Below are 13,403 nucleotides of genomic sequence, written 5' to 3'. Positions count from 1 at the left end.
AGAGGTATTTTGTTTATAAAGAGCATCTTGAATGTTTAAGAATAAAATAATTGTATGAAATTATTAGAATGCTTAAAGTTGCGGCAACCCCAATTTTCAAATTCCCATATTTACATATTTTCAAATTTTCAAATTGCCTTATCTTCGGGCATTCCAAAAGGCTACACCACCCATTATGGCGAAAATCAGGTTAAGAAAAATCGTTCCGGATGCATTAGTATTAGCTGCAAAAAAAGGCGCATACAGGCTTTACAATTTTACCGATAAGTTTTTTACCGGTCCTTTTGATGTGTACGATTTTCAAACAACCAAAGTCATTAACAAGGTATTGAACCGCAATTCCAATTATATTGATATCGGAGCGCACAAGGGACACATTCTTCGTGAATTGATCAAAGCAGCACCTGATGGAAAAGGTTATGCTTTCGAGCCGATCCCGCCATTGTTCGAAAAAATCAAAAAGCAATATGGTAAAAAAGTCGTGATGTACAACCTTGCTTTGTCGGATGCAAAAGGCGAAGCGGAGTTTTCGTACGTTGTGGACAGACCCGCGATAAGCGGCTTGAAAGAGCGCACTGTTCAGGGCGAGGATTACCATACAAAGCAGATCAAGGTAACAATTGAAATGCTGGATGATATTATTCCTTCCGATCTTCGCATCGACCTGATAAAGATTGACGTAGAAGGTGCCGAGCTTGGTGTTTTGAAAGGCGGCATCAACACGATCAAACGCTGCAAGCCATACATTCTTTTTGAGTTTGGATTGGGCTCTGCAGATCTGTACAACACTACTCCAGAAATGATGTTTGATCTTTTTGATGAGTGTGGATTATCTGTTTCCACGCTTGACCATTTCCTGAAAGGCAGAGCGCCATTTGATAGAAACGAATTTATTGGTCAGTACAATAAAGCGTATAATTACTTTTTCATCGCATATGATGTAAAGCGTGAATCGTGAAAGGCGAATCGTGAATGGAATGGCAGACGAGTCAAAAAGTATTTATAATGGTAAAAATGAAACACGTTCAACAGCTTATTCACGATTCACGTTTCACCAAATTTTAGTCTTATGAAAGTTCGATCCACACAGCTTAACAGCAAATTCGTTTATCCATTTACCATTTCCAAAGGAACAAAAACGCATCAACCTTCGCTTGTTGTTGAGCTGAACTTCAATGGTATTAAAGGTTACGGTGAAGCGCCTGCAATTGCGTATTACAATATTCCCGTTGAAAAAATGTCCGCTGACCTGGAGTTGAAGAAAATGTTCGTAGAGAAGTTTTCTTTCACTGAGCCGGGAAGATACTGGCATTACCTCCATCATTTGCTGCCGCAAAATAATTTTCTCGTGTGTGCATTGGATATAGCCGCTTGGGATATTTATGGAAAATGGAGAGGTGAGCCGCTGTATAAAATGTGGAACGGCGATATTGCAAAATCGCCTGTAACAGACTACACCATCGGCATTGACGATATTGATAAAATGGTACAGAAGATGAACGACAAGCCATGGCCTGTGTACAAAATAAAATTGGGAACAGACAATGACATAGCGATTATTGAAGCGTTGAGAAAACATACAGATGCTGTTTTTCGCATAGATGCAAATGCCGGCTGGACAAAAGAAGATGCGCTGGGAAAAATAGATGTCTTCAAAGATTTGAATGTGGAATTTGTTGAGCAGCCGCTGGCAAAAGACGATTGGGAAGGAATGAAATGGTTGTATGAAAAATCGGCGCTGCCTTTGATTGCTGACGAAAGCTGCGTAACAGAACATGATGTGCAAAAATGCGCCGGACATTTTCACGGCATCAACATAAAACTTACAAAATGCTCTGGCATTACGCCGGCACTGCGCATGATCGAGAATGCCCGCAAGCTGGATATGAAAGTTATGATCGGCAGCATGAATGAAACAAGTATTGGAAGTGCAGCCATTGCGCATCTTGCTCCACTGGCGGATTACATAGACATGGACGGGCCATTGTTGCTGGAAGCTGATGCCGCAACGGGAGTGGCTTTTGACTATGGAAGAATTTTGTACAATGAAAATCCCGGATTAGGAGTTGCCGTGAAGGGTGAGGTGTTGGAGATGTTGAAATGATAGGAAGTGCGGATTTGTAGGCAAGTTCGCATCGTCATTGCGATGCCACGGCAAAAAATCACTATCAGATTAAATGAAGAAATCTTGCGCATAGTGCATGTGTGGCGAAGCAATCCCCGGCACTTCGATTAAGATTGCTTCGACCGCCCGCTGTTTCTTGATTTTGTTTTTATAGTTCGATCATCCTCCTCGGCAGGTCTCGCAATGACGGGTGCAAGAGGCCTTTATTCTACAGCCTCACGATATTCATAATCATCACCGGCGGTTCAAACGAAGTGTTATCTTCTTTGCTGTTGTAAACTTTTCTCACCACATCCATTCCTTTAACCACTTTTCCAAAAGCGGCATACCCTTGCCCGTCTGCATTGTTTTCTCCACCATAATCAAATCCCGGCTGATCGCCGATGCAAATAAAGAACTCTGAGGTTGCAGTTCCGGGTTCATTTCTGGCCATTGATATGGTGCCATTTTTATGCAGAATATGTGTTTGCTGAGTGGTTTCATGGGGAATAAAGGCCGGATGGAATTTTGCCGAAGGCATTTTGTAAATGCCTCCCTGGATAAGTTCGGCCTTGGGTGCATCGGAAGACTGATTATCCGTATTCAATACGCGGTAAAAAGAACATCTTTTATAATAGCCTGAATCAATATGCGATAAAAAGGCAGCCACTGTTTTGGGTGCTTGTTCGGGATATAACTCAACCTCAATGTCACCCAGTTCCGTTTCAATTTCCACGTGAGGATTTTTGTATTTGTGTGTGCAGGAAAAAATAAAAAAGGAGATAAAAAGCAAATAGAAGTAACGCATAATGACTGGTATGTGATTATGCAAATATAAAAGAAAGGACAAAGAGGGATAACCATCAAAAGAATAAGGTTTAATGGTTAATGGTATATCCCTCAAGGTTTAACGTCAGCGTACCCAACAAGGGTTAAGGGGTGGAAGAAGCTCAAAAGGACAGGTTTATGGTCATTTGGTACAATAAGATTAGGTTTAACGATCAATGGTGCTTGAGCAATAGGGTTTAGTACTTAATGACACTTGATTGTTTTTTCACGAAATAAGGTTAACGGTCAATGGTATAAGACAGGCCGGAAAATTAGTCGCGGGAAAAAAATGTATGGTAACATGGATGAGGGACTTTTTTTAAAAAAATAGGCTCTCTGGATTTTTGGTAATTTGAAAATGCTTTAGGTGCATCTTTTTTACTTATTATTTGCTTTCCAAATTGGAGGTGGTTTGATAAGGAGAAGTTGCGCAGAAAGAATTTTCAAATTCTCATATTTTCAAATTTTCAAATTAACGCAGTCTTTGTCTACTTTTGCCCCATGGTTAAAATTGGCGAATACAACACATTGAACGTTATCAGAATGGTAGATTTTGGCGTTTACCTGGATGATGGTGATGAAGGCATTTTATTACCGAAACGATTCGTTCCGGAAAACACAAAAATCGGTGATGAGTTAAAGGTTTTTGTTTATCACGATTCTGAAAACCGTGTAATCGCTACAACGCAGCACCCGAAAGGCGTGGTGGGCGATATTGTGCTCTTGAAAGCCGTTACGGTAACCCGCCAGGGAGCTTTTCTTGACTGGGGTCTGATGAAAGATATTTTCGTGCCCACTTCAAAACAACTTTCTGGTATGCGCACCGGTGGCGAATACCTGGTGAAAATATACGTCGACGAGCAAACCGGACGGGTAGCTGCTACTGAGAAAATTGAGTATTTCTTAAATAATGATGACCTTACGGTAAAAGAAAAAGAGGCCGTTCAGCTCATCGTTTATCGTCGTACCGACATTGGCTATGTGGTGATTATCAATAACAAACACACAGGAGTACTGCATTTCAACGAAATATACCGCAATATTCGTGTGGGCGATACTTTTAAGGGTTTTGTCAAAGCGATCCGCGAGGACAACAAAATAGACGTTGCCGCCGGAACCTCCGGTTATAAAAGGGTAGAAGACGAAGGAGATAAAATACTTCGCTTACTCGTGGAAAATAACGGCTACCTGCCGTACCACGACAAATCCGATCCCGAAGAGATTTACAGCTTTTTCGGCATGAGCAAAAAGACTTTCAAAATGACAACGGGAAATCTTTATAAACAGAAGAAGATTGAGTTTACAAAGACGGGAATTAAGTTAATTGAGAGTTGAAAATGGAAAGTTGAAAATGAGGTTTTATGCGAAGAACGACCATTATTTCACAAGCATCGGCTAGCGCGACATGAGCGCAGCAACACAAGAAGCATTTTCAATTTTCAACTTTCAATTATTGACTGGCACAATTTTTTGATTGAAAATTGGAGGTCGAAAATGCGTTACGTGCTACTTGGTGATTTATCACAAGACCGTGTTTGTTATAACTCGTAGAGATTGTCTACAAGCTCATTTTCAACTTTCAATTTTTAATTAAAATGAGTCTGGCCAAATACAAACAAAAGCGATCGTTCAAACAAACGCCGGAGCCGGAAGGAGGAAAGGCGAAAAGGGGTGAATTGCGTTTTGTGATACAAAAGCATGACGCGTCGCATCTGCATTACGATTTCAGGTTGGAAATGGACGGTGTATTGAAAAGCTGGGCCGTACCGAAGGGCCCATCAACCGATCCGGAAGTGAAGCGCCTGGCAATGATGGTGGAGGACCATCCATATGATTACCGCAATTTCGAAGGCATTATTCCCGAAGGAAATTATGGAGCAGGAACAGTGATCGTTTGGGATGAAGGAACGTATTTATCAGATGAAGATGTCCCCACCGATAAAAGATCCCAGGAGAAAAGCTTACTGAAACAACTTCATGCCGGTACGATTAAGTTTACTTTAAAAGGAAAAAAACTAAAAGGAAGTTATGCATTGGTAAAAATGCATGGCAAAGGGGAGAATACTTGGTTGTTGATAAAACACAAAGACAAATATGCCTCTACGGACGATATTACTGAAAACGACAAATCTGTTATCTCCAAAAAAACAATAGAAAAGATTGCTGCTACGAGCGAAAATGTTTGGCATTCTAATAAAACCGCGTCAAAAAAATCGGCGGTGAAAAAGTCCGCTGCTAAAACAACCACAACAAAAACAGCCAAAAAAAAAGTTGAGGAAGATGTTGAAGTGATTGGCGATGCATCAGTAAATGAGTTGCTCGAGAAAGGGAAGAAGCAAGCGTTTCCTCATGATCTTAAACCCATGCTGGCAACTAGAGTAGAAGAAGCGTTTGATAACAAAGATTGGTTGTATGAAATCAAGTGGGATGGTTATCGAGCATTGGCTTACCTGAATAAAGGAAAAGTAGAATTGCGATCACGCAACAATCTTTCATTTACGCAAAAATTTGCTGCAATTACTGATGCTCTGCGAGAAGAATGGAAAGGCGATGCAATTGTTGATGGTGAAATAGTTGCGTTGAATGATGAAGGATATCCAGACTTTCAAAACTTGCAAAATTTTGTAAAGAATGGCAGAAGAGCAAAACTTGCATTCTATGTCTTTGATATTCTGTGGTATAGTGGAAAAAATCTTACAGGCTTACCGCTTATCGAACGCAAAACAATTCTGCAAAATCTTGTTCCTAAAAGTGGCGTGATTATTTTCAGTGATCATATTGTTGGAGAAGGGATAGCGTTTTTCAAACTGGCTTTAAAGAAGGGTTTGGAAGGCGTGATGGCAAAAGATATGCAAAGCGAGTACTACATTGATCACAGAAGCAAAAGCTGGCTGAAGATAAAGAATACACAAAAACTCGAAGCGATCATTTGCGGCTTTACAGAGCCGCGTAAGAGCCGAAAATATTTTGGCGCAATTATCTTGGGAAAATATGATGGCAATAAACTGGAATATATCGGCCATAGTGGCTCTGGCTTTACTGAAAAAACGTTGAAAGAAGTTTATCAAAAATTGCAGCCGCTTGTTGTTAAGAAGCCTCCATTCGATAGCGTTCCAAAAACAAACATGCCTGTAACATGGGTAAAGCCACAACTCGTGTGTGAAGTGACTTACACCGAATGGACACAGGATGCTGTTCTGCGACATCCTATTTTTCTTGGACTAAGAGAAGACAAGAAAGCAGCTACAGAAAAGAATGAAAAGGTAGTGTCTGCACCGAAGAAAAGAAAGAAAAGAGAGACCGAAGTTTAACCGCAAAGGGCGCGAAGGTTGCGCAAAGGAAACGAAGGTTTTGAACTGTTGAGAACTGACGTCTCCCTTGTGTTTCTTCGAGGTCTATGTGTTTTTGAGACTTGTAATTTGTATTCTTTGCTTCCTTTGCGCAACCTTCGCGCCCTTTGCGGTTAAAAACTCAAACACTTAATCCGAATTCTTTCAATGCTACTTTTGTTGAGTCATAATCTTTATGCACAATGCCCTTAATGTCCAGACTTTCAGCTACGGAGATAAACATTGGTCTATCTTCAATATATAACACTTCTTCCGGCGCTACCTGCGCAATGTTCAGTGCCAGTTTAAAAATATCAGCATCCGGTTTGCGCATGTGTACATAGCATGAAGAAATAAAAAAATCAACAAACGAATTCAATTTGAATTTGCTTGTCCTGAATTCATTAAACTCTTTGCCTTCGTTATTTACAACCGCAATCTTTAAATTGTATTTCTTTTTGAGTGCACAGATCATATCGATCATCTCATTGTAAGGCTGCGATTGCGATTGTATGAAATTGATAAAAGCCTCCCTGGTAAAAGACCTTGGTTCGTAGAAAACAATTCTTGTAAGATATTCTTCCAGTGAAAGTTTTCCCTCCTCGTATGTATCAAAAGTCAGGTGATGCCTTTCCTCAAGCTCAGGCAGATCAAGATTGAATTGCTGAGAAGCCTGTTTGCGTGCATTGCGGTCCCAGCCATTGGTAAGCAACACTCCGCCGATATCGAGGAATAAGGTACTAGGTGTAAGATTCATTATAAAAGGTATTATAACACAATTTAAAAAATAACTGATTAACTGAATGTTGAATTATTGAAGAGCGTCCGACCTTCAAGTTCAGTTATTCAGTTACTCGGTTATTCAGTCATCAGTCCTTCCACTCCAGCGGCACATTAACTTTAAATGAAAAATTCCTCCCCATGTTATGTATACCATGATTTGGATTCGTGTCTGCATCGGAGTACAGAAAATATTTCAACCTGTTCAAATGATCCCAATAGGCAACGTCAAAAATGTTGTTTGCCATTAAATACACATTAAACAGTGTTCTGCCTTTTTTATTAGTGAAACCCGCACCAACACCGGCATTTACCAGTGTATACCCTGGCGTGGCGCTTTCTGTATTGTCGGTAAGGTAAACACGATTTTGTTTCGCATAGTAGGCTAATTGAACTTTTGCAAAGCCATCAACAATGTGATGAGCCTTCCCATCAAAATCATAGCGCAATTCAGAAATGCCATGTAATGGTGGAACGAACGGGAGGTATCTGTTGCTGTCTGTCTTCATAGCGCCGCTTACGTTTTTGTTATCGGCGTACACAACAGATACACTGTTTTCGAAGTGCAAAGGTTTTATCGGATGGAAATCTACACTTAATTCTCCACCATATAAATTGGCTTTTCCCTGTTGAAATTTGTAAACAGTATTGCCGTTTAAAAGCGAGTCTCCACCATTGGTTGCAGCAAGCTTCTGATTAAAAATGTAATTAGAAATAGTGTTGTTAAATACACTGAAATTGATGATCACATATTTTGAAGTATAGGAAAGACCAAGATCTTCCTGCAAAGAGAATTCTGGTTTAAACTGATTATTTCCCACCTGGTAAATATTCGTTCCGGGATGCACACCGTTGGCGGAAATTTCAGAAATGTTTGGTGCACGGTAACCTCTTGAAATATTTCCTTTCAGTGCAAATTTTTCTGAAACTTTATAGGTCGCGCCTACGCTTCCTGAAAAGCCCGTAAACGTATGTTTGTAATTGTAAAACGGATTGTCCGCACCAACTGTGTCTGCGCCATGTACAGGCTTCTCAAAACCGGAAACAGGATCAGTGCCAGTATACAATGCGCTATTGTTAAAAGATCTGCTGTCATAACGTACACCGCCTGCAATGTCCAACCTGTTAAATGTTTTCTTTATCAAGGCAAACGGACCTATATCAAACTGATGATAAGACGGTATTATGAACTCCGTTCCTTTTGTTACGTCATTTTGCTGAAACATACCATTCACACCTGTAGTAAAATTCCAACCATCAATCTCGGGCAGGTAATATTTTACATCGTATGAGTAAGTGTTCATTTGTAAGTACAAACCCGCAACGTCCTGGTAAGGAGCTTCGGGATGGTTGAACTCTCTTCTTACGCTGCGCTGAAAGGCAAGGTTAACGCCAAGTCTGCCATTATTGCCCAAAATGAAATTGTTGTTCAAATAGCCTCTGTAGTGCTGTACATGTTGGTGCAATGGAGTGATCGCATATGATTTTAATTCATCATCGCTAACGATCGGCCGGTAAAGATCATCTTCGGTAATTTGTTTCGTGAACTTTCCTGTTACTGAATCGCGGCTGCCGTCCGGAATTTCCTGCAGATCATCAAACATAGAAAGGTTCAAATGCGTGTAGCCCCATTTGCCGTGCAGGCCCATTGCAATGGTTGCGTCTGTTTCTTTAAACCCAGTATTAAAAACCCTGCCATCAATTTTGTTTCTGTAATTGGTGGCTTCTTTGTGAGAAACACGCCCCATCCATTCGAAACCGTTTCTATTGCCGGAAAGCATTGCCGTTCCTCCAAACATCCCATTGTTGGTTTGATACTCCGCCTGTACTTCGCCTTTTATTTTGCCGTCTTGGGGCTGCGGAGTAGGAATGAGGTTTACAACACCTGCCAATGCATCAGAGCCGTAACTTAAACTGGCCGGGCCTTTGATCACTTCAATCCTGTCAACGCCGTATTGGTCCACTTCAATGCCATGTTCATCGCCCCACTGCTGACCTTCCTGTCGAACACCATCAAACAATGTCAAAATTCTATTGTAACCCAACCCGCGAATAAAAGGTTTTGAAACATTTGGTCCCGTAGTAAGGGCACTTACACCGGGTACTTTTGCGATAGCATCAATGATATTTGAACTCAGATTTGTTGTAAGGTATGTATGACTTACTGCAACGATAGGAACCGGGCTGCGCTTGATTTGCGTAGCTTTCGAAGTGCCCGTGATCACCACGGTTCCTTCTTCCACCACTTCGTCAGTTAAGGCAAAGTCCTGCTTGCGTATGGCGCCATTTACAGTTATGTTTCTTGTTTGGGCCTTATATCCTATATAACGTACCTCAACGAGGTAGGTACCTTGAGGAAGTGTCTTAAATGAATAGTGTCCACTGTCATCTGCCACAGTTCCCGTTTGAAGATCAGGAATGTAGATCGTTGCCTTGGGCAAAGGGGCGCTGGTTTTCTTCTCAAATATATTGCCGGATAATGATCCCGGAGCTTTGCCGGTCTTATTCTGCGCAGAAATTAACTGGCAGGAATGTATAGAAACAACCAGTATAGTAAGTCGTATAAAGAATGATTTCATGCCAAATCAAATGGAGATTAATGAAATGCACCAATGCATGTGAAGCATATGGGTGTTTTCACAAGGGAAAAAGTAATGAGTTATGCGTATTGAATTATGAGTAATGACCGAGACGAACTCAATCAATCAATCAATTGTCAAATACAGAGAAAGATGGGTTATGCCATTGGCGGACCTTTCAGCGAGCAGAATAGTTTTTCTGCGCATGAGAAAGGTGAATTATAAACAGAGAAGATTGTTTTGAATTCCTGTGTAGGAACATGCAGGGAAAAAACAGGAGTTTCATCAAGCGGCATTAAAAAGTCGTCAATACAATCGCACTTGACGGATTTGTCTTCGCCGGATGAAAGCGGGTCCTTCTTTTCATTTGCCTGCTCAGTATGATACCAATTGTGTAGCCACAAACGCAATCCCATCTTTTGGGTAAACACCAAAAGCATTAAAACCGTGATGACTTTTATAAGGGATTTGCGCATCTGGCAACAAAACTAATAAAAAATGCAACAGTATTTCAAAAATTGAAGAGTATTAATTTGGGATTGCCTTTTAACGTTTGAGCGCTACCTTAGCGGTCAAGGTAATTTAATCAATCCTAAACCTATTGGTAATGAAAATGACAAAATGGACCTTCCTTGGTCTTACAGCCTTATTTGCTGGTTTTTCTTCCTGCCAGAAAAATATTAGCGAGACTCAAAACGAAAACTACTTTACTTACGAAGGCAAAAACTACCCGACTGGGGCTGCCTATTACAGCAATGATTTTATCGGCAGTGGTTATGTGCAAGTATTTCTTACGACTACATTACAGGCTGATAATGGGGCAAATGCAGTTGAATTCGGCTTTTACAAAAGTGAAATTCCGACTAGTGGCACATTTACCGCTCATTATTTTGATACAGCGGATTTTGATTCTACGAAGAATTTTGATGAGGCAATGGTTGGCTTGAATTTTTCAAAACAAAGTCTTAGCTATGGAACTTTGTTCATGGGCACAGAAGGGCCCGATGCGACAGATTTCTATAAAATGGACGGAAGTACAGTCACTGTATCAAAAAATGGAGACAACTATACTTTTGTGTATGAGTTACATTTCTTAAAAGATGGAAAGACATCTGTTGTTAAAGGACAGTATACGGGGAAAGTACTTAAAGAATAAACAATAAGGTACTCCTGTTACCCCGCACCAAACCTCCACTAGGAAAACCCTTAGCTTAGTGGTAAGTATTCGAGACTATAAATTACAAACACTGCCACAACAAAAAAGCGTCCCGAAAAATCGGAGACGCTTTTTGACTGTTTATTTTTGACTTTCTTAAAATCCTTTCTTCTTCTCAGCAGCTTGCATTGGGTTTCCGCCGGTTGACTGACCGCGGGCCTGCTCAGCAGCTTTGAACACCTGGAAGCGGCTAGGAGCAGATACATTCGGCCAGCTGTTGTTGCTTTCGTCTATATCTGCTGTTTCACGCATTGGGTCAAGTTTAATGCTTGCCACTTCTTTGTGCTTCACAAATATTTTAGAAAGCTTGGTTTCGCTTTTGCGCCAAACCTGTGCCGGAATTCTTTCAACTTCTTTAGTGCCGTCTTTGTATGTCCATTCTATGATGATTGGCATAACGAGACCGCCTTTGTTGGTGAAGAACAATTGGTAGAAGTTTTCAGCAGCGATTGCTTTTTTCTCATCGTCTGTCAAAGTAGCTGCAGTTGTATTGTTTGGCACAGCTATGTTTGTTGTGTCGTATGGCTCAATACCGCGATCATACTTCCAGTAGAAATCACGAAGCGTTGTATCTGCGTCAGTCAGGAACTGGATGTTTTTATCATCGCGGTTGCGCACTTTAGAAATGTCTTCAAATGCGTTCACCTGAGGGCCCGCCAATTTTTTATAAACAACTGCAGTACCGTTTGATTTAGTAATGAACTCTGGTTTGAAACCTTTCACGCTATCCAATGCAATATCACAAGCGTCTGTACCAAAGAACCAACCTCTCCAGAACCAGTCAAGATCTTCAGCGCTGGCATCTTCCATTGTGCGGAAGAAATCAGCAGGCGTAGGGTGCTTGAATGCCCAGCGTCTTGCATATTCTTTAAAAGCATAGTCAAACAATTCGCGACCCATAATGGTTTCACGCAAAATGTTCAGACCTGTTGCCGGTTTGGAATATGCGTTTGGTCCAAACTGTACAATATTTTCAGAGTTGGTCATAATTGGCTCCAACTGATCTTTCGGCAATTTCATGTAATCAGTGATAGTGAATGCCGGTCCGCGACGGGAAGGGAATTTATTGTCGTACAACTCTTCTGTCAGATACTCAACAAAAGTGTTCAAACCTTCATCCATCCATGTCCACTGGCGCTCATCGCTGTTAACGATCATAGGGAAGAAGTTGTGACCCACTTCGTGAATAATCACACCCAGCATACCATATTTAGCCGCCTCGCTATAAGTGCCGTCTTTTTCTGTACGGCCATAGTTGAAGCAAATCATTGGGTATTCCATACCGTTTGATGCTTCTACGCTTTGTGCAACAGGATATGGGTAAGGAATAGTGAACTTAGAATATGTTTTAATGGTATGAGCAACAGCTTTTGTAGAGAACTTACGGTAAAGGCCATACGCTTCTTTTCCATAGTAGCTCATGCACATTACTTTTTTGCCTTCAACATAAGCAGGCATTGCGTCCCACACAAACTTAGGGCTGCTTCCCCATGCAAAGTCACGGACGTTGTCTGCTTTGAAGATCCATGTTTTTGTCTTTGTGGTTTTATCCTGCTCAGATTTTTTTGCTTCGTCAAGCGTAACTACTTCAATCGGTTCTTTGGTAGTTTGCGCTTTTTGCCAGCGTGCAAATTGCGCCGGAGATAATACCTGCTGATAGTTTTGGCATTCTCCTGTTCCGCCCACTACGTGGTCGGAAGGAACTGTCATTTGTACCTTGAAATTTCCGAAGGTCAACGCAAATTCTCCGCGACCAGTGAACTGGTGGTTTTGCCAGCCCTGGAAATCGCTGTACACGCAAAGGCGAGGATACCATTGTGTAATGGTGAAAAGGTAGTTGCCATCTTCAGGGAAATATTCATAACCACCGCGGCCGCCTTCTTTAATACGGTTGCTGATATAATAGTTCCAGTCAACTTTTAAAACAATTTGTTTGCCCGGTTTTAGTGGAGTTGGCAACTCTACACGCATCATTGTTTTGTTGATCGTATATTTCATTGCTGCGCCCAGTCCGTCCGTCAATTTGATGATGTTCACGCCACCTTTGTTAGGTTCGTTTTGCGACATCATACGGCCTATCTGTTGGCTGCTGGCTGTATCCGGCATGCCACTACCATCCTGGTAATTTGCGTTGTTTTTTGAGCTGTGCTCATTTTCATCAAGTTGCAACCACAAATAGGTTAAAGCGTCGGGAGAGTTGTTCCAGTAAGTGATCGTTTCACTACCGGTTAGCTGTAATTTGCTTTCGTCAAGGTTACATTTTATGTCATAATCTGCACGTTGCTGCCAGTACTTAGGGCCCGGAGCGCCGCTTGCAGTGCGGTATTCATTTGGCGTCGGCAGGATGCCACCCAATTGCTCAAACTTGTTTCCGTGGTTGGAACCCGGATTGTTTTGAGTGTTTTGAGCGTTCGATTTTCCTACAACAAAAAGCAGAAAACCAAAAGGAATCAAGAACTTTTTCATCAGTTAATTTTTATTGTTTTTTTTGGTCTAATGGAATTCGCCAAATAATCATTGCTTTGGATATGCAAGGTGATAATGGCTCATTTCATCATGTGTTTATT

The 13,403-nt window shown here is 41.2% G+C and carries 10 protein-coding genes; 5 read left to right on the top strand and 5 right to left on the bottom strand.

Going from position 1 to position 13,403, the window contains the following annotated elements; genetic code table 11:
• Nucleotides 1–175 precede the first annotated feature (175 nt).
• Both QJ048_RS14895 and QJ048_RS14890 read left to right on the top strand, forming a co-directional pair.
• Nucleotides 176–958: an FkbM family methyltransferase gene (locus QJ048_RS14895; protein WP_282335180.1), complete on the top strand. Its 783-nt coding sequence runs from the start codon at nucleotides 176–178 to the stop codon at nucleotides 956–958.
• A gap of 111 nt (nucleotides 959–1,069) precedes the next feature.
• A complete protein-coding gene (locus QJ048_RS14890; RefSeq protein ID WP_282335179.1) occupies nucleotides 1,070–2,104 on the top strand; it encodes a dipeptide epimerase in 1,035 nt (344 codons plus the stop codon).
• A 229-nt stretch (nucleotides 2,105–2,333) separates the two neighbouring features.
• On the opposite strand, the gene QJ048_RS14885 is transcribed toward QJ048_RS14890, so the two are convergent.
• The gene (locus QJ048_RS14885; protein ID WP_282335178.1) at nucleotides 2,334–2,840 is read right to left on the bottom strand and encodes a peptidylprolyl isomerase; all 507 of its coding nucleotides are present in this window, start codon (nucleotides 2,838–2,840) and stop codon (nucleotides 2,334–2,336) included.
• Between the two features lie 593 nt (nucleotides 2,841–3,433).
• On the opposite strand from QJ048_RS14885, the gene QJ048_RS14880 reads away from it, so the two are divergent.
• On the top strand, nucleotides 3,434–4,267 hold the full coding sequence (locus QJ048_RS14880; protein ID WP_282335177.1) for a CvfB family protein: 834 nt from the start codon (nucleotides 3,434–3,436) through the stop codon (nucleotides 4,265–4,267).
• Between the two features lie 260 nt (nucleotides 4,268–4,527).
• Entirely contained in the window at nucleotides 4,528–6,243 is a 1,716-nt protein-coding gene (gene ligD, locus QJ048_RS14875; RefSeq protein WP_282335176.1) for a non-homologous end-joining DNA ligase, read from the top strand.
• Between the two features lie 160 nt (nucleotides 6,244–6,403).
• Here ligD and QJ048_RS14870 read toward each other — a convergent pair whose 3' ends face one another.
• The 3 genes from QJ048_RS14870 to QJ048_RS14860 all read right to left on the bottom strand — a co-directional run bounded on the left by QJ048_RS14870 (nucleotide 6,404) and on the right by QJ048_RS14860 (nucleotide 10,060).
• The gene (locus QJ048_RS14870; RefSeq protein WP_282335175.1) at nucleotides 6,404–7,018 is read right to left on the bottom strand and encodes an HAD-IA family hydrolase; all 615 of its coding nucleotides are present in this window, start codon (nucleotides 7,016–7,018) and stop codon (nucleotides 6,404–6,406) included.
• Between the two features lie 112 nt (nucleotides 7,019–7,130).
• Nucleotides 7,131–9,620 carry a TonB-dependent receptor gene (locus QJ048_RS14865; protein ID WP_282335174.1) on the bottom strand — a complete coding sequence of 830 codons (2,490 nt, stop codon included), beginning with the start codon at nucleotides 9,618–9,620 and terminating at the stop codon, nucleotides 7,131–7,133.
• A gap of 158 nt (nucleotides 9,621–9,778) precedes the next feature.
• Nucleotides 9,779–10,060, bottom strand: a complete 282-nt coding sequence (locus QJ048_RS14860; RefSeq protein ID WP_282335173.1) for a hypothetical protein — start codon at nucleotides 10,058–10,060, stop codon at nucleotides 9,779–9,781.
• Nucleotides 10,061–10,227: 167 nt separating this feature from the next.
• Between QJ048_RS14860 and QJ048_RS14855 the strand changes: the two genes are divergently transcribed.
• Nucleotides 10,228–10,776, top strand: coding sequence for a hypothetical protein (locus tag QJ048_RS14855; RefSeq protein WP_282335172.1), 549 nt, complete (start codon nucleotides 10,228–10,230; stop codon nucleotides 10,774–10,776).
• Between the two features lie 156 nt (nucleotides 10,777–10,932).
• Here QJ048_RS14855 and QJ048_RS14850 read toward each other — a convergent pair whose 3' ends face one another.
• Complete coding sequence (locus QJ048_RS14850) at nucleotides 10,933–13,302, bottom strand: M1 family metallopeptidase (protein ID WP_282335171.1); 2,370 nt, start codon at nucleotides 13,300–13,302, stop codon at nucleotides 10,933–10,935.
• Between the last annotated feature and the right edge of the window lie 101 nt (nucleotides 13,303–13,403).

The sequence above is a fragment of the Pinibacter soli genome (assembly GCF_029961145.1).
Lineage (GTDB): Bacteria > Bacteroidota > Bacteroidia > Chitinophagales > Chitinophagaceae > Pinibacter > Pinibacter soli.
This window is presented reverse-complemented; position numbering and strand designations above follow the sequence as displayed.